Source organism: Alcaligenes faecalis (assembly GCF_009497775.1).
GTDB classification, from domain to species: domain Bacteria; phylum Pseudomonadota; class Gammaproteobacteria; order Burkholderiales; family Burkholderiaceae_B; genus Alcaligenes; species Alcaligenes faecalis_D.
Map to the genome: position 1 here is coordinate 879549 of NZ_CP031012.1, position 18661 is coordinate 898209.

Consider the following 18661-nt stretch of genomic DNA (forward strand, 5'->3'; position numbering starts at 1 on the left):
TCAAGGGCCTGTCCTGGCTGATGAACAACTGGCTGAGCTTTGTGCCAGCCTGGATCTGGAGCTCCATACAGGCGCTGATTGTTCTGTCGCTGCTGGGTTTTTTCAGGCGCTACCTGCTGTACGTGCTCTCTTTCCTGTGCCAGCTCTACGTGCTGTTCATACGCGGCACGCCTATCGTGGTGCAGGTGATGTTCATCTACTTTGCGCTGCCCATGCTGGCCAGTATTCGCATTGACGGGCTGACCGCAGCGATCTTCACCTTGATGATCAACTCCGGAGCCTATATTTCCGAGATTGTGCGCGGTGCCTTGCAGTCCGTGCCCAAGGGCCTGAAAGAAGCCGGAGAGGCCATGGGCCTGCCATTTCACAAGATTTTGCGCCACATTATTGGCCCGGTGGCGTTTCGCCGCATGATTCCGGCCATGGGCAACCAGTGCATTATCAGCTTGAAGGATTCTTCGCTGTTTATTGTGATTGGGGTTGCCGAGCTGACCCGTCAGGGCCAGGAAATTATTGCGAATAACTTTCGTTCGGTGGAGATTTGGGGAGCGGTGGCGGTGATCTATCTGATCCTGACCAGCCTGATTGCCTTGACTCTGAAGTTTATTGAACACCGCATGAGGATTGTATGAGTATTGTCGAGTTCAAGAAGGTAACGAAGAGCTTTGGCGACAATATCGTGCTCGACGATATCAGTCTGAATATTGAGAAAGGCGAAGTGGTTGTGGTGGTGGGCCCATCCGGGTCGGGGAAATCCACCTTCCTGCGCTGCATCAACAAGCTGGAAGACATTCAGGCTGGCGATATTGTGGTCAATGGTTTGAGCGTCAATGGCACGCCCGCTCAGGTGCGCGACTTGCGTCGGGAAGCGGGCATGGTGTTTCAGCAGTTCAATCTGTTTCCGCAGATGAGCGCTCTGGAAAACGTCATGTTCGGACCTGTGCATACGCGTGGCATCAGCCGTTCTCAGGCGCGTCAGGAAGCGACGGAGCTGCTGGCCAAGGTCGGTCTGGCCGAGCGCATGAATCATTATCCTAACGAGCTGTCCGGTGGGCAGCAGCAGCGGGTTGCCATTGCGCGGGCCTTGGCGATCAAGCCCAAGCTGATGCTGTTTGATGAGCCTACCTCGGCGCTGGATCCGGAGTTGCGTCAGGAAGTGCTCAAGGTCATGCAGTTGCTGGCAGAAGAGGGCATGACCATGGTGGTGGTGACGCACGAGATGGACTTTGCGCGTCGGGTGGGCAGCCGTCTGATCTTTATTGATCAGGGCAGGGTGGCACATGATGGTCCGCCAGCCGAGCTGCTTGGCAATCCACCTAGCCAACGTTTGAAAGACTTTTTGCAGCACGTGGCTTAAGAAGCTGGCTGGATCGCAGGATAGAAAAAAGCCCTTCAGGATTCTGGCGAGGAAGCCAGGGCCTGAAGGGCTTTCTTGTGACTGCCAGCCTGTGCGTGACAGGCTGGCTCTTATCGGGAAGGCGTGACGAAGATAGTGCGTGTGGCAACGACGCGGTTTGCGCCATCCGGCTTGATGCGGATCGTGACCTGACGGGGCGTAAAGCCTGCAGGCAGTTCTGCGGAGCCATTGATGTAGGCGTACCGGCCTACGCTGACGGGCTGACTGGGCAGGTCCACACTTCCGCTGCGGCCATTGCTGTAACGGCCGGCGGCAACAAATTCCATGGTGCCGGTGAATTCGGCTTCTTTGCCCTTGTCCTGCATCAGCAGCACAAAGTGATTCAGCTGGCCGTCTGCAATCGAGAACTCGGCGGCGCGGATACCAGGAGAGGTGCCGCGTGGGTCAGGTGGCATGGCATCGGCAAACAGCGCGATGTCCTTTTCCAGCTTGGTGACCATGGCCTGCAGATCGCCGGTCTGTTTGCCCAGCTTGTCTTCTTTCTGGCTGACGTCTTCCAGGTCGCGGCTGGTCTGGCTCAACTGAGCTTGCAGGCGCTGCTTGTCAGCATTGGCGCTGTTCAAGTCATAGTGCAGTTGTTCCGACTGTTCTACGGTCAGGCGCGTAGGGCCATAACTTTTTTGCAAGAACAGCAGGCCACCGGCACCTAGGGCAATACCTGTCAAAAGCAGGACAAACCAGCGTGGAATACGGCGTTTTCGACGGCTGGAGCCGTAGGCGGTGGGTTTGAATACGGTGCGTTTGGAGGAACCAAGCATGAGAACAGACGTTCCTGTCAGACAAGGGACTTAAGGCAAATTAAGTCCCGATTACAAAACCCATTAGCATAGACGTCATTGGGGCTACGGAGGCGGGATAGCTGGCTTTGTTGCCCTTTGTTGTGCTTGGAAACGTCTGCCAGCTAGCCGGGAAAATATCAGTTTACTGTGAGGGTGCTAACGATTCCAAGTGTTGGTTTAACTGGGCTAATCGTTCCGGGGTACCCACATCCATCCAGAAGCCCTGATGCAGGCTGCCCAGCAGCTGTCGGCGCTCGATGGCGGCATGCAGCAGCGGGGCCGCTTTGGCGGGCTGATCCTTGGGCAGATGGGCAAAGAGTTCGGGCTTGTAGACCCCGATGCCGCTCAAGGTGGCACTACGGGCACCCGCCAGGGTTTTGGCGCACAGGTGCAATTGCCCGTCTTGCATGCCAAAGTCGCCTTCGGGATGGTGGGGCGGGTTGGGAGTCAGGATCAACCAGGCCTGCTCCGGGCCTGCCTGCAGACGTTCGGCCATGGCGAAGGCCAGGGCAGGATCCCAGTCGGACCAGATATCGCCATTCATCAACAGGAAGGGCTGGTCCTGGAAAAAATCCAGCGCCTTGGCAATGCCACCGGCAGTTTCCAGGGCCGATGATTCTGGCGAGTAGCTCAGGCGCAGGCCCCATTGACTGCCGTCACCCAGCGTGGATTCAATCTGTTCCCCCAACCATGCGTGGTTGATGATGACTTCTTGAAAGCCTGCTTTGGCCAGGGCGCGCAAATGCCAGACGATAAGTGGCTGGCCGCCTGCCGGAATCAGGGGTTTGGGGCAGGAGTCAGTCAAGGGGCGCATGCGCTCGCCTCGACCGGCCGCCAGAATCATGGCGCGCATCAGACCGTCATGCCCAAAACAGTTTGACGACCTTCCAGGCGATTCAGGAGGCGCAGCAAGCCGTTGAAGCACTCGTAGCGGCTGGCCACCTGGTGTACGTAGCCCAGCAGGCGGGGCATGTGGTCCAGATAATGATGTTTGCCATCACGCAGGGAAAGGCGGGCAAACACACCCAGAATGCGCAGATTGCGTTGCAGGCCCATCCATTCGTACTGCTGGTGGAACACGGCAAAGTCGGCCGGCACATCCAGTCCCGCTTCCATGGCGGCTTGCCAGTAGCGGATCGCCCAGTCCAGTTGCTGCTCTTCGGTCCAGGTAACGCGTGCGTCCATGACCAGGGAGGCAATGTCGTAAGTGATGGGGCCTGCCAGGGCGTCCTGATAGTCGATAACGCCGGGCTCGCTCTGGCCGGGCAGGGGCATCATCAAATTAGGGCTGTGGAAATCCCGATGCACGAGTACAGTAGCGCTTTGCACATTGACCTGAACCAGCTCGGCAAAGGTTTTGCGCAACATGTCCTGATCTTTTTCGCTCAGCTCGAACTGGCGATGCTTTTGGATGTACCACTCGGGGAACACTTGCAGCTCTTCCAGCAGGCGCTGTTCGTTGTATGGAGGCAAACCCGTCGTGTCGGCTTGTTGCAATTTCACCAAGGTCAGCAGCGTACTGCGGTACAGTTTGTCCAGCTCGCTTTGCGGCATGGGGTTTTTCAACGCAGTCTGGAAATTATCCTGACCCAGATCGCTGAGCAGCAAGAAGCCCTGTTCGGTGTCTGCGGCCAGGATTTCGGGTACATGGATGCCAGTCGGTGCCAGCAGTTCGGTCACGTGCACAAAGGGCTTGCAGTCTTCAGTGGCCGGGGGCGCATCCATCAAAACGACAGTGCGGTCCTGGGCTTGCAGGCGGAAGTAACGGCGAAAGCTGGCGTCGCTGGAGGCCGCTTGCAGGCTGTCCAGATCCAGTCCAAAACGGGACTTCAGGGTGTTCAGCCAGGTGATCGCTTGCTGCAAACGAGGGTCGGTAGCGGCAGAAATAGAAGCAGACATAAATAAAGGGAAGCAGAAGATCGTAACGGATTAGTGTTTAGCAGTGCCGCTAAACGGCAGGCTTAACTATAATACCGGGTCGCCAGGGTTTTTCGTCTCTGGTGGAACAAATGCAGGACATAAATGCAGGACACAACTGGAGGCGCAGTCTTAGTGCGAGTTGCGGCGTGGTATATCGTGTTGATGATGACAGGCATGGGGGTCGCCCAGGCTCAGTCGTCCGTGCGTCCGTCTTTAAAGACGTCCCCCGGTTTGCAAGTGCGCAAGCTCCAGGAAGAGGATATGGCCGTCTATCTGATAGGCGACCAGATGAAAACACTGGAAGACGGCACCCTGCGCCTGGAAGGCGGTGCCCAGGTTCGGCGCATTGATTCCGTCGTCAAAGGCGACCGGATCGACTATCAGGAAAAAACCGGCCAGGTGGAAGTGCGTGGCAACGGCCTGATCATGCGTGATGGCGCCTTGGTGCGCAGCCCGGAGTTTGATTACAACCTGGACGCGGATACGGGGCGCATGTCGTCCCCGGAGTTCTGGCTGGGGGCTACCGGCGGCAGCGGTACAGCGACGCAGGCTGATATTTTCAGCTCCAATCATATGCGCCTGTCCGATGTGAATTACTCGGGCTGCCCGTGTCCTGAACCTGCCTGGTATATCCAGTCGCCCAAGGTTGATCTGTATTCCAAGGAAAACGAAGGGGTGGCGCGTAATGGCGTCCTGTACTTCAAGGGCGTGCCCCTGTTGTATTCCCCCTACTTGACCTTCCCGCTGCGCAAAGAGCGCAAGTCGGGTTTCCTTTTGCCTACTTACGGCATGACGACGCGTGGTGGTATAGACCTGAGCGTGCCGTACTACCTGAACCTGGCCCCCAATTACGATGCCACCCTGACGCCACGCTTCATGGGCAAGCGCGGTGCCATGCTGGGTGGTGAGTTCCGTTATCTGGGTGACAGCTTCTCCGGAGAACTGACCGGTAATTACCTGCCTGATGACAAGGAACTGGGCTACAAGCGTTGGCTGTTCATGGGGCAATATCGCCAGAGCCTGCCTGCCAGCTTCTACTTGAATGCGGATATCCGTCGAGCATCAGATGACGATTACTTCCGTGACTTCAGCAGCTTTGGATTAAACGATTCCACCATTCAGGATCTGGCCAGCACCGTCAGCCTTGGATGGGGCGGTTCCAAGTATTTCCGTGCCTCTGTCAGCGCGACTCGCTATCAGACTTTGCAGGATGCCAGCGCCGGATATCGTCAGCCACAGTACGACAAGTTGCCTGAGTGGTATCTGGGTGCCTCGCGCTATAACTGGGGCGGCTTTGATGTAGTCAGCGATAACTACGCCACTCGTTTCCGCATGCCGTTTTACAGCGGTAATCTGGATACATTCGACAAGATGCGTTATACGCGTCAGGCTCCGGATGGCACGCGTTTCTCGTCGTATACCACGGTGGCTTATCCCATCATTCGTCCGGGCTGGTACGTCACACCTAAAGCAGGGTTGCACATGAGCCAGTACCAGATGGACTGGTATGCGGGTGATCCAGTGATGGATGCCAGATATGCCGGTCGTTCCCGTACGCAAAGTCGCGTTTTGCCTATCCTGTCCCTGGATACCGGCATGACTTTCGAGCGCGAAACGACTTTGTTTGGCAATGACTCCATCCAGACGCTGGAGCCACGTGTTTACTATCTGTACGTGCCCTATCGGGACCAGTCGTCTTTGCCCCTGTTTGACACCAGTCTGGCCAGTTTCAACTTTGCCCAGGCCTTTAGCGAAAACATTTTCTCCGGTGGCTGGGACCGTATTTCCAATGCGAACCAGGTTACCGTGGGCCTGACTTCCCGCTGGCTGGATGCCGACACCGGCTACGAGCGTCTGGTTCTGCAGGCTGCTCAGCGCTTGTACTTCGATAAGCAAACTGTCACGCTAAGCGACGAACAAGCCCGTACCAGCACCCGTTCGGACTATTTGGTCGGCGCCAGTGCAGCCCTGACCAATACGTTCTCGGTCAATTTCGATGCGCAATTCAATCCGGATGAAAAGCGCCGCAATCGTCTGGCCTCCGGTATTCGTTGGCGTCCTAAACGCCTGGCAACACTGGGTGTGAACTATCGTTATGAACGTGACCCCCGTCAGGTTGTGGAACCCACCTTCACGCCGCCCGAGGATGATCACCGAGGCAAAGAATACGTTTCCATGACAGGCCAATGGCCCTTGACCAACAAGTTGTATGCTGTGGGACGTTACGATTACTCCATCCAGGAAAGCCGCGGAACACAAACCGTGATGGGCTTGGAGTACAAAGGTGACTGTTGCTGGGCGGCTCGTGTGGTGATGCAGCGCTATGCGGTTTCGGCTAGTGAAACCAATAAGGCCCTGTTCTTCCAGCTGGAGCTCTCCGGTCTGGGCGGGATTGGTAACGACCCTATCAAAATGCTGCGTGATCGCGTGATTGGTTATGAAACCGTCTCGGACCCCGTACAGGAAAAAATGATTCATGAGAGGTATGAATAATATGCGTTTCAGCTTGAAAAACCGTACCCTGTCATTGGCCATGATGGCCGTAATGGGTCTGGGCACGGCCCAAATGGCTCAGGCGCAGTCCAAGCCCGCTGCATCTCATAAAGCAGCACCTGCTGGTCCCCAGTTTGTGGATGGTATCGCTGCTGTGGTCAATGACGAGGTGATTACCCTGCGTCAGGTCGATCAGGAAGCCGCTCAGGTGCTGGAGCAGCTAAAGCAACAGAAAATTCCCGCTCCTGATCATGACGTGCTGCGTAAGCAGGTTCTGCAGCGTCTGATCAATGAGCGCCTGGAGCAGCAAGAAGCTCGCGCCATGGGCATCTCGATCGGTGCGCAGCAGGTGGATGAAGGCGTGCGCATGATTTCCTCGCGCAACAATATGACTGAAGCCCAGCTGCGTGCCGAGATTGAAAAGAACGGTATCAGCTGGGAGCAGTACCGCACTAATCTGAAGCAGGAAATCCTGCTGGATCAACTGCGCATGCGTGCGGTCGACAGCAGCATCAATATTACGGATGCTGATATTGATATTTACCTGCGCTCTCAAGGTGGTGCTGGTTTGAGCAATCTGGGGCAATCGGCAACACAAAACCAGAATGCACCAGTCAGCCTGGCGCAGATTCTGGTGCGTGTGCCTGAAGGCGCTAATTCCAGTGAAGAAGCTCGTTTGCGCACCAAGGCTGAAGGCCTGTTGGCCCAAGCTCGTTCGGGTGCAGACTTTGCCGGTTTGGCCGCTTCCAATTCGGATGGTCAGGAAGCCTTGAATGGCGGCGTGATGGGAACCCGTTCCTTGTCCGATTGGCCTGATCTGTTTGCACAAGCTGTCCATAATCTGGCTCCCGGTCAGGTCTCCAACCTGATCCGTAGTGGTCAAGGTTTCCATATTCTGAAGGTGCTGGAGCGCGGCGGTGCTGCGCCTGCCAATATCTCGCCTGTGGCCAGTGCGGCATCGGCTCAATCGGGCCCCATGATGGTGACCCAGACTCACGCCCGCCATATTCTGGTCAAGCTCTCTAAAGTCATGACCTCCGAGCAGGCTCGTCAGCGTATCGAACAGTTGCAAGTGCGTCTGCGCAATGGCGAGTCCTTCCAGGATCTGGCCAAGCGCTACTCGGAAGACAGCAGCGCACCACAAGGTGGTGATCTGGGCTGGCTCTCGCCGGGCGAAACCGTGCCTCCATTCGAGCAAGCCATGGACAAGCTGCAACCCGGTAACGATAGTGTGATTGTCGAATCCCAGTTTGGCTGGCACCTGATTCAGGTGATCGAGCGCCGTACCCGCAATATGGAAAGCGAGTACAAGCGTATGCAGGCTCGTCAGGCCCTGTTCCAGCAGCGTGCCGAGCCCGCTTTTGAAGACTGGCTGAACAGCCTGCGCGGCCGCGCTTATATTGATAACCGTTTGGACCCCGAGTCCAGCACCCGCCGTCGCTAAGGATAGGTATGGCCCAGCATCAGGCGCGCAAGCGCTTTGGACAGAACTTTCTGGAAGATCAGGCCATCATCGACCAGATCATCCGAGCGATTGGCCCTCGGCCTATCGATAATATGGTGGAAATCGGTCCGGGCCTCTCGGCCCTGACCCGACCGCTGACGCAGGCGCTGGAGCGCTTGCGTGTGGTCGAGATTGACCGTGATCTGGCAGCCCGCCTGCGCAATCATTATTCGCCCAGCAAGCTGGAAATCATTGAGGCTGATGCCTTGAGCGTGGACTTCGGTGCTTTGGGCCCGGATTTGCGTATTGTCGGTAACCTGCCTTACAACATCTCCAGCCCTTTGCTGTTTCATCTGCTGGACTACGCAGATGCTGTGGTGGACCAGCATTTCATGCTGCAACGGGAAGTGATCGACCGCATGGTCGCCAAGCCCGGCTCTTCGGATTACAGTCGTTTGTCGGTGATGCTGCAGGCACGCTACCGCATGACCAAACTGTTTGAAGTGCCCCCCGAGGCATTCAACCCACCACCGCGTGTTGTGTCGGCCGTCGTGCGTATGGTGCCCTTGGCGGCAGATCGTCCCCAGGCTCGTGATGCACGTGTGTTCAGCCAGGTTGTGGCTCGGGCTTTCTCGCAAAAGCGCAAGATGTTGCGGGGTGGTCTGGGTGACTGGGCGGCGCATATCGACTGGGAAGCGCTGGACATTGCACCTACCAGCCGTCCAGCGGATTTGTCCTTGGAAAAGTACATTGCCCTGGCCGATCACCTGATGGATAAGGGCGTTATACAGGCTGCCTGATAGACAAAACCCCGTAAAGAAAAACACCCCAAAATTGGATATCGATTCCGTTTTGGGGTGTTTTTCTTTACGGGGTTTTGTAAGGCTACATGTCCATGGAATGATCAGTGATTCATGGCTGAGTCTGTTGGGGCGAAGTGTCTTACCCTCACGCTGAACCCTGAACCCTTAGCCAAAGAACCAATAGCAGACCGCAATCGAGGCCAGTACCCCGGCCAGATCGGCAATCAAGGCGCAGGAAACCGCATGGCGGGCGCGTTGTATGCCGACTGCGCCAAAATATACCGCCAGCACATAGAAGGTAGTCTCGGTGCTGCCCTGCACGGTTGCCCCCAGCAGCGCCGGGAAACTGTCTACGCCGTGATGCTGCATGGTTTCGATCAGCAAGGCACGAGCGGCACCGGCCGAGAAAGGTTTGACCAAAGCCGTAGGCAGTGCATCAATAAAGCGCGTATCCAATCCGGTCAGGTTCACCAGCCAGCGGATTACGTCCAGCACGATATCCAGGGCACCAGAGCTGCGTAGCACGCCCACAGCGCACAGCATGGCAACCAGATAGGGCAGCAGATCCCTGGCGACCCCAAAGCCCTCCTTGGCACCTTCTACAAAGGCTTCATACAAAGGAATCTTGCGACGCCAGCCCATCAGCAGGAACAGCCAGATAATGGACAGCAGGGTCAGGTTGCCCAGCAAGGAGGAAAGCGATTGAATGGCTGCTGCACTCAAAGTGGCCAGCAAGGCCATGAAGGAGCCCAGAATCAGTGCAAACACCCCAAACCACAACATCAGCACCGGATCAAACAGACGCAGGCGCTGCACCAGGGCTACGCTTAGCAGTCCTGCCAGTGAGGAAGCGGTGGTCGCCAGCAGAATGGGCAGAAACACCATCGTAGGATCAGGTGCACCTTGTTGAGCCCGGTACATGAAGATGCTGATGGGGATCAGTGTCAGTGAGGAAGCATTCAGCACCAGAAACAGGATCTGGGCATTGGTGGCGGTGTCCGGATGCGGGTTCAGGGTTTGCAGCGACTTCATGGCTCGCAAACCTATTGGCGTGGCGGCATTGTCCAGGCCCAGGCCATTGGCGGCAAAGTTCAGGGTGATCAGCCCCAAAGCCGGGTGGCCAGCAGGCACGCCGGGCATCAGACGGCTGAACAGCGGTCCCAGCCAGCGAGCCAGGGTATCGATCAGCCCGGCCTTCTCGGCAATCTTCAGGAAACCCAACCACAGGGTGAGCGTGCCGAAAAGCAGCAGCATCAGTTGCACGGACAGGGCAGCCATATCGAACAGGCTGCGCACCATCTGCGCAAAAATTTCGCTATTTCCCCCTACCAGCCACTGGTAAAAGCCGCTGACAGCGGCAATCAGGAAGAAAAACAGCCAAAGAGTATTGAGCATAGTGTTGGCAGTAAACAGGGCAGGGAAAAGCCAAGTTAGATTGTCGCAGAATACAGGCGGGTTTTAACGGCTACGGTATGTAAGGGTGGCGGCACAAATAGTCGCAAAGCAGGATTTGAGCAGGTTTGTGCTGAGCTGGGGAGCTATAAAAAAACCGGCCAGTGAAGGCCGGTTCTGTTTGCTTTAATCCACGCGTCCTTTGGACTGGATCAGTTCAATCTTGTAGCCGTCCGGATCTTCCACAAACGCAATCACGGTGGTGCCGTGTTTCATGGGGCCGGCTTCGCGTACGACCTTGCCGCCGCGGGCCTTGATGTCCTCACAGGCTTTGTAGGCATCAGGCACTTCCAGCGCGATGTGGCCGTAGGCATCACCCAAATCATAAGAGGGGGTGTCCCAGTTGTGGGTCAGCTCCAGTGCGGCGGCTTCGGACTCGTCCTGATAGCCCACAAAAGCCAGGGTGAAGCGGCCGTCCGGGTAGTCGGACTGGCGCAGCAATTTCATGCCCAGCACTTCGGTGTAAAAGGCCAGAGAACGGTCCAGATTGCCGACACGCAGCATGGTGTGCAGGATACGCATAAGGTAGAGCTCCTAGAGTTCAACCTGCCTTAAAGCAGGGGCAGGGTGCCTGGATCATATTGTCGTAACTGATTGCGCGCATTGACAAAATCAGGGTAGAGCGTTTCGACCAAGGCCCAGAAACGTGGGCCGTGATTCATCTCTTGCAGATGCGCGACCTCGTGAGCGACGACGTAATCAATGATGGATGGGTGAAAGTGTATCAGGCGCCAGTTCAGCATGATGGTGCCGTCACTGTTGCAGGACCCCCAGCGTTTGGCGGGCGCGGCCAGCCGTAATTTGCTGGCACTCAAACCGGACAGATTCAGATAGTGTTGCAGCCGCTGTTCAAACCATTGCCTGGCCTGTTTCTGCAGCCAGGCCTGGGTCAGCTCCTGAACGCGCTGTGGCTCGGCACCGACGGGCAAGGGGAGCGACAGGCCTTGACCTCGTAGAACCTGGCCGGGCTGGCCGTCAAAATGCACCTGCTGAATCTGCGGGTTCAGGCTAAGACGGATGGGCATCCCCATAAAGGGCAGGGTATCGCCATCTACCCATTGCAGGCTTTGCAAGGCCAGTTGTTCACGACGCTGCTGATACTCGCGCAGCTTGCGCAGTATCCAGGCGCTTTTGCTGTGCAGTACTTGTTCGGCTTGACTGATCTTGACCCAGGAAGGCAGGGCAACCGTCAGGCCGCTGTCGTTGATGGTCAGGCCCAGGGTACGGCGGCGGGAGCGTTTGAGCTGATAGCCAATGGTGTGACCATCCAGCTGCACCTGCTGCCATTGCACGCCTTCCGGCAAGCTCTCGGGCCGGACAGTCAAGGCGCTTTTGGGGGGCAGAGCAGAACCGGCGGGCGGCTTTTCTTGCCGCTGCGCCGGGTGGGGAAAGGCCGTGTCAGGAAACAGAGCCAGTTGTGGGGGGACCGTCATAGCGTTCCGGATTCAAGACGCGCATTTCGGTTTCAATCCATGTTTGTACGCGTTGGTTGACTTCTTCAGGGGTCAGCCCGGTGGGATCAATGGGAGGACCAAAGGAGATAGTAACCAAGCCCGGCGTCTTGATAAAGGCATTGCGACGCCAGCATTCGCCCGCATTATGCGCTACGGGAATAATGGGCGTGCCGGTACGGCAGGCCAGCAAGGCGCCGCCCATTTTGTAGCGGCCGGTAGAGCCAGGGGCGGTACGAGTCCCTTCCGGGAACAAGAGGGGCCAGCGGCCTTCGTCAATGCGCTGCTGCCCGATCTTGATGACTTGTTCAAAGGCATCCCGGCCCTTGGCGCGATCAATAGGGATCATGCGCAGCAGGGCCAGTCCCCAGCCAAAGAAAGGGACTTTGTGTAGCTCGCGCTTGTACACAAAGCAGACCTGACGCGGCATGTAGGAAGGAAAGAACAGAGTTTCCCAGGCCGACTGGTGCTTGGACAGGATGATGGCCTTGCCGTCGGGCAGGTTGTCCCAGCCCTTGGTCTGCCAGCGTATGCCCAGAATCGTGCGCGCACCCCAGACAGCCAGACGCGGCCAGCCGGTAGTGAAGCGATAGCGCACATCCAGAGGCAGCGGCGCAATAAGCAGGCAGGCAAAGGCGTAGGGGATAACGGTAATCAACAAAAAGAGTTGATAGAGTGAAGCGCGGATAATGCCCATATCAGTTTCCGTGGAGCCATTTGTCGACAACAGCGGCCAGATCGGCCTCGACGCGCGTGCCTTCGGGCAAGCCGCCTTTCTCTAGGGTACGCATGCCTTTGCCGGTCTGGACCAGCCAGGGGGCACAACCGGCTTGGCTGGCCGCTTGCAGATCACGCAAGGAATCGCCTACCGAGGGTACGGTTTGCAGGTTCACTTCATAGCGATGTGCAATGTCGCGAAACATGCCGGGGGCCGGTTTGCGACAGGTGCAGCCATCATCCGGGCCGTGCGGGCAAATAAAGATGGCGTCGATAAAGCCACCCAGCAAGGCCAGTTCACGACGCATCTTGGCGTGGATGGCGTTCAGCGTGGTCATGGAAAACAAACCACGCGCCAGACCGGACTGGTTGGTGGCAATCACCACCTTCCAGCCGTTTTCGGTCAGGCGGGCCAAGGCCTCCAGACTGCCTGGAATGGCCTCCCACTCCTGTGGGCTTTTGATAAAGGCATCGCTGTCATGGTTGATGACACCGTCCCGATCAATAATGGCGAGTTTCACTAGTTAGCCAGCCTGGAAAGATCCGCAACCTGGTTCATCAGTGCATGCAGCTTGGCCAGCAAGGCCAGGCGGTTGGCACGGATGGCAGGATCTTCGGCCATGACCATGACGTCCTGGAAGAAGTTATCCACGGCACCACGGGCCTGGGCCAAGGTGGCCAGGGAAGCGTCAAATTCACCGGCTTCAAATTGGGCCTGGGCCACGGGCTGCAATTCCTGAATCTTGGCAGCCAGCTCGCGCTCGGCGGGTTCGACCAGCAGCTTGTCGTCCAGCGTTGCCAGTTCGCCTTCGGCTTTCTTGAGCAGATTGCTGACGCGCTTGTTGGCGGCAGCCAGGCTCTCGGCTTCAGGGCGTTGGGCAAAGGAGGCGCAAGCCTGGATACGGGCGTGAACCTGTTCCAGTGGAGGACGCAGGGCCAGCACGGCATCTACCACGCTGCGCTCGTAATCGTTGCTGAGCTGGTTGCGGTAGCGTTCGTAAATGAAGGTTTGAACCGCCTCTACGGTGTCAGCAGCCAGAACACCATCCTTGAAGAAGGACGCGGTGGTGTTCAGCAGCGTATCCAGATTCAGGCTATTGGCCTTCAGCTGGGCACCGGCTTGCAACTGTTCGTAGGCGCTGATCAGGCCCAGAGCCGCACGGCGCAGGGCGTAGGGATCGCGTTCGCCAGTAGGAGCCAGACCAATGCCCCAGATACCGACCAGAACCTCGGCGCGCTCGGCCAGGAACAGGATGGCCTGGGTCAGGCTGGCTTCTGTGACAGGCTGGTCCAGACGGTGACGGTATTGCTCGCGAATCGCCAGCACGATGTCCTCGGGCTCGCCATCGCCTTGGGCGTAGTACGCACCCATCACGCCTTGCAGCTCGGGGAACTCGCCCACCATATTGGAGTTCAGGTCTGCCTTGGCCAGAAGGGCGGCACGACGGGCGTGCTCTTCATTGGCACCCAGTTGCTTGGCGATGTAGCCAGCCACGGATTGCAAACGCTCGATACGGTCCAGCTGCGAACCCAGCTTGTTGTGGTACACGCTGCCAGCCAGCGTGGAAACACGCTCGGCCAGGGTTTGCTTGCGATCAGTCTCAAAGAAGAACTGGGCGTCCGCCAAACGGGGGCGAACCACGCGCTCGTTACCTTCGATGATGTTGCTGGGATCGTCCACCTTCATATTGCTGACGATCAGGAAGCGATTGGTCAGCTTTTGTGTGGCGGGATCAAACAGCGGGAAGTACTTTTGATTCAGACGCATGGTCAGAATCAGACATTCGGAAGGCACTTGCAGGAATTGCTCGTCGAATTGGCCCACGTACACGGTGGGGTATTCAACCAGAGCGGTGACTTCGTTCAGCAACGCTTCTACTTCGGGATCGTCGCCCAAGGTGGAGTTCAGACGTTTGGCTTCAGCTTCCAGGTCGGTGCGAATCTGTTCGCGGCGAACTTCGAAGGAAGGAACCACCCAGCCTTGCTCCTGGACTTGTGCGGCCCAGCTGTCGGCGTCACGGATGTCGAAGGGGGCATCGCACATGAACCGGTGGCCGTGTGTCTGGCGACCGGCTTGCAGGCCCAGCGCGCTGACGGGAACAATGTCCGAACCCCACAGGGCGACCAGACCGTGGGCAGGGCGCACAAAGCGTACGCTGCTGACACCATCGGCCAACTGGTAGCGCATCACTTTAGGGATGGGCAGGTGGGTAATCGACCATTCCAGGGCTTCCTGCAGGCCGTCTTTCAGGGCAGCACCAGTGGCAATGCCGCTGGCGTACAGGTAATCCTGTTTGCCATCGGATTCGCGCAGCAGGTCGCTGGCTTTCAGATGTTCCAGACCTTTGGCGGCCAGACGCTTGGCCAGAGCCGGGGCGATCTCGCCGTTGGCATCCAGGCCAATATGGGCGGGCATCAGTTTTTCGGTGTAAGGCTGGTCTTCGGCTTGCTGGTAAGCAGCGCTGAACCAGGCGGCCAGGCGGCGCGGCGTGGCATAGGCACGCACTTCACAGTTCGGGGCCAGCAGGGCCTGTTCGCTCAATACTTTTTGCAGACCTTCGCTAAAGGCCTGACCCAGCTGTTGCAGCGCTTTGGGGGGCAGTTCTTCGGTGAACAGTTCAATCAGCAAAGGCTGTGTGGTGGAGGCGTTCATTACTTGGCCTCCGAGGATTTGTTGCTCAGCATGGGGAAACCTAGGCGTTCGCGGGAGTCGTAGTAAGCCTGTGCAACCGCGCGGGACAGATTGCGGATACGGCCAATATAGGCAGCGCGCTCAGTCACACTGATGGCGCCGCGGGCATCCAGCATATTGAAGGTATGAGCCGCTTTCAGCGTTTGCTCGTAAGCGGGCAGGGCCAGCGGCACGTCAATGATGCGCTTGGCTTCGGCTTCGTAGTCGTTGAAATGCGCAAACAGCACATCGGTGCTGGCGTGCTCGAAGTTGTAGGTGGATTGCTCCACTTCGTTCTGGTGGAACACGTCGCGGTAGTAAATGCGCTGGCCGTTGTGACCTTCGGTCCAGACCAGATCGTAGACGCTTTCCACGCCTTGCAAGTACATGGCCAGACGTTCCAGACCATAGGTGATTTCGCCCGTGGTTGGCGTGCAATCCAGGCCGCCTACTTGCTGGAAGTAGGTGAACTGGGTGACTTCCATACCGTTGAGCCAGACTTCCCAGCCCAGACCCCAGGCGCCCAGTGTCGGGTTTTCCCAGTCGTCTTCAACAAAACGGATGTCGTGCGCTTTGGGGTTGATGCCCAAGGCTTCCAGCGAGCCGATATACAAGTCCAGAATGTTTTCAGGTGCGGGCTTGAGCACGACCTGAAACTGGTAATAGTGTTGCAGGCGGTTGGGGTTGTCCCCGTAACGCCCGTCTTTGGGGCGGCGCGAAGGCTGCACATAGGCAGCGCGCCAGGGTTCGGGGCCGATGGCCCGCAAAAAGGTTGCCGTATGAGAGGTTCCGGCACCGACTTCCATATCGTAGGGCTGAAGCAGAGCGCATCCGTGCTTGTCCCAGTATTGCTGGAGCGTAAGTATGATTTGCTGAAAGGTGAGCATGAGCAATGGCCAGTAAAGCGAGAATCTGCAAAATTTTTCTATTTTAGCGTGAACTGCGCCCTTGCAGCAGAAAAGCGCCCGCAATGGGCTATTTTGGCCGTCCGGGCCATGGGCAAGGCCGCTGTGTACCGGGCGGTCAAGTTGTTTTTAGACGTATCATATGCGTTTGTCCAAATACTGCTTATTTGCTGACCTGATCTTGAAACAGAATCTCGGGCAGCAGTCTAAAGGAGGCTAGGTCCATGAGTGAACTTGTCACGCTTGAACGTATCGGCAAGGTAGTGTTGATTACCTTGAACCGTCCCGAGGCACGCAATGCCATCAACCTGGAAACTGCGCAGGCGCTGGCCCAGGCCCTGGATGAGTTCGATGCCGATCCCAGCATTGCCGTGGGCGTGCTGACCGGTGCCAACAATACGTTCTGCGCCGGTATGGATCTGAAAGCCTTTGCCAAGACAGGCCAGCGCCCCTATGTAGGCGACCGTGGCTTTGCCGGTATTTGCGAGCGTCCACCAGCCAAACCTCTGATTGCCGCCGTGGAAGGCTATTGCCTGGCCGGTGGTTTTGAAATTGCCCTGTCCTGCGACCTGATTGTTGCCGCCAACAGCGCCAACTTTGGCTTGCCTGAAGTAAAACGCGGCATTGTCCCCGGATCGGGTGGCATGGTGCGTTTGCCCAGCCGTGTTCCTTATCACATGGCCATGGAAATGGTGCTGACCGGTGGCATGTACCCCGCAGCCCGCATGGCAGAGCTGGGTCTGGTCAGCCGTTTGGCCGAACCCGGCAAAGCTACCGAGCAGGCTCTGGCACTGGCCGAGCAGATTGCAGCCAACGGTCCTTTGGCCGTGCAAACCGCCAAGAGCATTATTTCCCAGTCGCGCGACTGGCGTCAGTCGGATCTGTTTGATCTGCAACGCCCACGTATCGCCGGCATTTTCACCTCTGCAGACGCCAAGGAAGGCGCGACGGCCTTCGCTGAAAAGCGCGAGCCTGTCTGGCAGGGCAAATAGTTTCCCCTTGTTCATCCCGTTTTTTATATAGACGCCACCATGACCACGATCAAAGAAGACGATCTGATTCAGTCCATCGCTGATGCGGTGCAGTTCATCAGTTACTACCATCCCACCGACTATCTGGAGCATCTGGCCCGTGCTTACGAGCGCGAGCAGAACCCGGCGGCCAAAGATGCCATCGCCCAGATCCTGACTAACTCGCGCATGTGTGCCGAGGGGCACCGCCCCATCTGTCAGGACACCGGGGTGGTCAACGTATTCCTGAAAGTGGGCATGGGTGTGCGCTTTGATACCAAGCGCTCCTTGCAGGAGCTCTGTGATGAGGGGGTACGTCGCGGTTATCTGAATCCGGATAACCCGCTGCGGGCCTCCATCCTGAACGACCCCCTGTTCACGCGCAAGAACACGCGTGACAACACGCCCTGTATTGTGAATGTCGAACTGATCGCTGGGGATCAGGTCGACATTCAAGTCGCAGCCAAGGGTGGTGGTTCGGAAAACAAGAGCAAGTTCGTGATGCTCAACCCCAGCGATTCTCTGGTTGATTGGGTACTCAAGACCGTTCCTACGATGGGAGCTGGCTGGTGTCCTCCGGGCATGCTGGGTATTGGCGTTGGCGGCACAGCCGAAAAAGCCATGCTGATGGCCAAAGAAGCCCTGATGGAAGACATCGATATGTACGAGCTGCTGCAACGCGGTCCGCAAAGCAAGCTGGAAGAGCTGCGTATCGAGCTGTACGAGAAGGTCAATGCCCTGGGTATTGGCGCTCAGGGTCTGGGTGGTTTGACCACCGTGCTGGACGTGAAGATCAACACCTTCCCGACCCACGCGGCTTCCAAGCCTGTGGCCATGATCCCCAACTGTGCGGCGACCCGTCACGTGCATTTCTCGCTGGATGGCAATGGCCCAGCCGAGCTGGCCCCTCCACCGCTGTCGGCCTGGCCTGACATTCACTGGGCACCGGACTACAACAAGTCCCGCCAGGTGAACCTGGACGAGCTGACTCCTGAAGAAGTAGCTTCCTGGACGCCCGGTCAGACCTTGCTGCTGTCGGGCAAGATGTTGACTGGCCGTGATGCCGCTCACAAGCGTATTCAGGACATGCTGGAAAAGGGCGAGTCCCTGCCAGTGGACTTCACCAACCGTGTGATTTACTACGTAGGCCCGGTTGATCCTGTGCGTGACGAAGCCGTTGGCCCAGCAGGCCCAACCACTGCGACTCGCATGGACAAGTTCACCGAGATGATGCTGGCCAAGACCGGCCTGATCTCCATGATCGGCAAGGCCGAGCGTGGCCCAACCGCGATTGAAGCGATTCGTGCCCACAAATCGGCTTACCTGATGGCCGTGGGTGGTTCCGCTTACCTGGTGTCCAAAGCCATTCGCAACGCGAAAGTGGTGGCTTTTGAAGATCTGGGCATGGAAGCCATTTACGAGTTCGAGGTTCAGGATATGCCTGTAACCGTGGCCGTGGATTCGCAAGGTGTGTCCGTGCACAACACCGGCCCTGCCGAGTGGCGCAAGCGTATTGCAGAGATCTCTTTGGTCGCTGTGTAAGATGTGAAGCGGGAAGCCTGGGCTTCCCGGCGCTGTAGATGAAAAGCCCGCATGAGT

At 57.5% G+C, this 18661-nt stretch carries 18 protein-coding genes; 8 read left to right on the plus strand and 10 right to left on the minus strand.

Going from position 1 to position 18661, the window contains the following annotated elements; translation table 11 throughout:
* Positions 1 to 20 precede the first annotated feature (20 nt).
* Together DUD43_RS04020 and glnQ are read left to right on the plus strand one after the other, a co-directional pair.
* Entirely contained in the window at positions 21 to 632 is a 612-nt protein-coding gene (locus DUD43_RS04020) for an ABC transporter permease subunit (RefSeq protein ID WP_228125958.1), read from the plus strand.
* The gene (glnQ, locus tag DUD43_RS04025; protein ID WP_153229250.1) at positions 629 to 1357 is read left to right on the plus strand and encodes a glutamine ABC transporter ATP-binding protein GlnQ; all 729 of its coding nucleotides are present in this window, start codon (positions 629 to 631) and stop codon (positions 1355 to 1357) included. The genes DUD43_RS04020 and glnQ overlap by 4 nt, the downstream gene beginning before the upstream one ends.
* A 110-nt stretch (positions 1358 to 1467) precedes the next feature.
* On the opposite strand, the gene DUD43_RS04030 is transcribed toward glnQ, so the two are convergent.
* From DUD43_RS04030 to DUD43_RS04040, 3 genes are all read right to left on the minus strand, one after another.
* Positions 1468 to 2175 (minus strand): hypothetical protein, encoded by a 708-nt coding sequence (locus tag DUD43_RS04030; RefSeq protein WP_153229251.1) that lies wholly within the window; start codon positions 2173 to 2175, stop codon positions 1468 to 1470.
* Positions 2176 to 2338: 163 nt separating this feature from the next.
* Complete coding sequence (gene murU / locus DUD43_RS04035; protein ID WP_153229252.1) at positions 2339 to 3049, minus strand: N-acetylmuramate alpha-1-phosphate uridylyltransferase MurU; 711 nt, start codon at positions 3047 to 3049, stop codon at positions 2339 to 2341.
* A complete protein-coding gene (locus DUD43_RS04040) occupies positions 3049 to 4095 on the minus strand; it encodes an aminoglycoside phosphotransferase family protein (RefSeq protein WP_153229253.1) in 1047 nt (348 codons plus the stop codon). Before DUD43_RS04040 ends, murU begins: the two co-directional genes overlap by 1 nt.
* A gap of 123 nt (positions 4096 to 4218) precedes the next feature.
* On the opposite strand from DUD43_RS04040, the gene DUD43_RS04045 reads away from it, so the two are divergent.
* The 3 genes from DUD43_RS04045 to rsmA are packed head-to-tail and all read left to right on the plus strand — an operon-like array spanning position 4219 to position 8853.
* Positions 4219 to 6609: an LPS-assembly protein LptD gene (locus DUD43_RS04045; protein WP_311044625.1), complete on the plus strand. Its 2391-nt coding sequence runs from the start codon at positions 4219 to 4221 to the stop codon at positions 6607 to 6609.
* Positions 6602 to 8053 carry a peptidylprolyl isomerase gene (locus DUD43_RS04050; protein WP_153231527.1) on the plus strand — a complete coding sequence of 484 codons (1452 nt, stop codon included), beginning with the start codon at positions 6602 to 6604 and terminating at the stop codon, positions 8051 to 8053. Before DUD43_RS04045 ends, DUD43_RS04050 begins: the two co-directional genes overlap by 8 nt.
* Positions 8054 to 8061: 8 nt before the next feature.
* On the plus strand, positions 8062 to 8853 hold the full coding sequence (rsmA, locus tag DUD43_RS04055; RefSeq protein ID WP_153229254.1) for a 16S rRNA (adenine(1518)-N(6)/adenine(1519)-N(6))-dimethyltransferase RsmA: 792 nt from the start codon (positions 8062 to 8064) through the stop codon (positions 8851 to 8853).
* A 168-nt stretch (positions 8854 to 9021) separates the two neighbouring features.
* Here the strand turns inward: rsmA and DUD43_RS04060 are convergent, their stop codons facing one another.
* The 7 genes from DUD43_RS04060 to glyQ all read right to left on the minus strand — a co-directional run bounded on the left by DUD43_RS04060 (position 9022) and on the right by glyQ (position 16034).
* Complete coding sequence (locus tag DUD43_RS04060; protein WP_153229255.1) at positions 9022 to 10251, minus strand: nucleoside recognition domain-containing protein; 1230 nt, start codon at positions 10249 to 10251, stop codon at positions 9022 to 9024.
* Positions 10252 to 10434: 183 nt separating this feature from the next.
* Positions 10435 to 10830 (minus strand): lactoylglutathione lyase, encoded by a 396-nt coding sequence (gene gloA / locus DUD43_RS04065; protein ID WP_153229256.1) that lies wholly within the window; start codon positions 10828 to 10830, stop codon positions 10435 to 10437.
* A gap of 29 nt (positions 10831 to 10859) precedes the next feature.
* Positions 10860 to 11741, minus strand: coding sequence for a M48 family metallopeptidase (locus DUD43_RS04070; RefSeq protein ID WP_153229257.1), 882 nt, complete (start codon positions 11739 to 11741; stop codon positions 10860 to 10862).
* Positions 11707 to 12456 (minus strand): lysophospholipid acyltransferase family protein, encoded by a 750-nt coding sequence (locus DUD43_RS04075; RefSeq protein WP_153229258.1) that lies wholly within the window; start codon positions 12454 to 12456, stop codon positions 11707 to 11709. The genes DUD43_RS04070 and DUD43_RS04075 overlap by 35 nt, the downstream gene beginning before the upstream one ends.
* Before the next feature lies 1 nt (position 12457).
* Positions 12458 to 12997 (minus strand): D-glycero-beta-D-manno-heptose 1,7-bisphosphate 7-phosphatase, encoded by a 540-nt coding sequence (gene gmhB, locus DUD43_RS04080; protein ID WP_009454972.1) that lies wholly within the window; start codon positions 12995 to 12997, stop codon positions 12458 to 12460.
* Positions 12997 to 15129 (minus strand): glycine--tRNA ligase subunit beta, encoded by a 2133-nt coding sequence (glyS, locus tag DUD43_RS04085; RefSeq protein WP_153229259.1) that lies wholly within the window; start codon positions 15127 to 15129, stop codon positions 12997 to 12999. The genes gmhB and glyS overlap by 1 nt, the downstream gene beginning before the upstream one ends.
* Entirely contained in the window at positions 15129 to 16034 is a 906-nt protein-coding gene (gene glyQ, locus DUD43_RS04090) for a glycine--tRNA ligase subunit alpha (RefSeq protein ID WP_026485201.1), read from the minus strand. Before glyQ ends, glyS begins: the two co-directional genes overlap by 1 nt.
* Here glyQ and DUD43_RS19090 point away from each other — a divergent pair.
* The 3 genes from DUD43_RS19090 to DUD43_RS04100 are packed head-to-tail and all read left to right on the plus strand — an operon-like array spanning position 15981 to position 18604.
* A complete protein-coding gene (locus DUD43_RS19090) occupies positions 15981 to 16226 on the plus strand; it encodes a hypothetical protein (RefSeq protein ID WP_162473396.1) in 246 nt (81 codons plus the stop codon). The two genes, glyQ and DUD43_RS19090, sit on opposite strands and share 54 nt — an antisense overlap.
* A gap of 50 nt (positions 16227 to 16276) precedes the next feature.
* Complete coding sequence (locus tag DUD43_RS04095; RefSeq protein WP_153229260.1) at positions 16277 to 17044, plus strand: crotonase/enoyl-CoA hydratase family protein; 768 nt, start codon at positions 16277 to 16279, stop codon at positions 17042 to 17044.
* Positions 17045 to 17083: 39 nt separating this feature from the next.
* Positions 17084 to 18604, plus strand: coding sequence for a fumarate hydratase (locus DUD43_RS04100; RefSeq protein ID WP_042483647.1), 1521 nt, complete (start codon positions 17084 to 17086; stop codon positions 18602 to 18604).
* Positions 18605 to 18661: the final 57 nt, after the last annotated feature.

Bases quoted from the DNA above. Each gene is read 5' to 3' on its own strand.
- DUD43_RS04060 (WP_153229255.1), bottom strand. From the start codon at position 10,251: ATGCTCAATACTCTTTGGCTGTTTTTCTTCCTGATTGCCGCTGTCAGC.
- DUD43_RS04100 (WP_042483647.1), top strand. From the start codon at position 17,084: ATGACCACGATCAAAGAAGACGATCTGATTCAGTCCATCGCTGATGCG.
- rsmA (WP_153229254.1), top strand. From the start codon at position 8,062: ATGGCCCAGCATCAGGCGCGCAAGCGCTTTGGACAGAACTTTCTGGAA.
- glyS (WP_153229259.1), bottom strand. From the start codon at position 15,129: ATGAACGCCTCCACCACACAGCCTTTGCTGATTGAACTGTTCACCGAA.
- glyQ (WP_026485201.1), bottom strand. From the start codon at position 16,034: ATGCTCACCTTTCAGCAAATCATACTTACGCTCCAGCAATACTGGGAC.
- glnQ (WP_153229250.1), top strand. From the start codon at position 629: ATGAGTATTGTCGAGTTCAAGAAGGTAACGAAGAGCTTTGGCGACAAT.
- DUD43_RS04040 (WP_153229253.1), bottom strand. From the start codon at position 4,095: ATGTCTGCTTCTATTTCTGCCGCTACCGACCCTCGTTTGCAGCAAGCG.
- DUD43_RS04020 (WP_228125958.1), top strand. From the start codon at position 21: ATGAACAACTGGCTGAGCTTTGTGCCAGCCTGGATCTGGAGCTCCATA.
- DUD43_RS04070 (WP_153229257.1), bottom strand. From the start codon at position 11,741: ATGACGGTCCCCCCACAACTGGCTCTGTTTCCTGACACGGCCTTTCCC.
- DUD43_RS04030 (WP_153229251.1), bottom strand. From the start codon at position 2,175: ATGCTTGGTTCCTCCAAACGCACCGTATTCAAACCCACCGCCTACGGC.
- gloA (WP_153229256.1), bottom strand. From the start codon at position 10,830: ATGCGTATCCTGCACACCATGCTGCGTGTCGGCAATCTGGACCGTTCT.
- DUD43_RS04045 (WP_311044625.1), top strand. From the start codon at position 4,219: ATGCAGGACACAACTGGAGGCGCAGTCTTAGTGCGAGTTGCGGCGTGG.
- DUD43_RS04050 (WP_153231527.1), top strand. From the start codon at position 6,602: ATGAATAATATGCGTTTCAGCTTGAAAAACCGTACCCTGTCATTGGCC.
- murU (WP_153229252.1), bottom strand. From the start codon at position 3,049: ATGCGCGCCATGATTCTGGCGGCCGGTCGAGGCGAGCGCATGCGCCCC.
- DUD43_RS04095 (WP_153229260.1), top strand. From the start codon at position 16,277: ATGAGTGAACTTGTCACGCTTGAACGTATCGGCAAGGTAGTGTTGATT.
- DUD43_RS04075 (WP_153229258.1), bottom strand. From the start codon at position 12,456: ATGGGCATTATCCGCGCTTCACTCTATCAACTCTTTTTGTTGATTACC.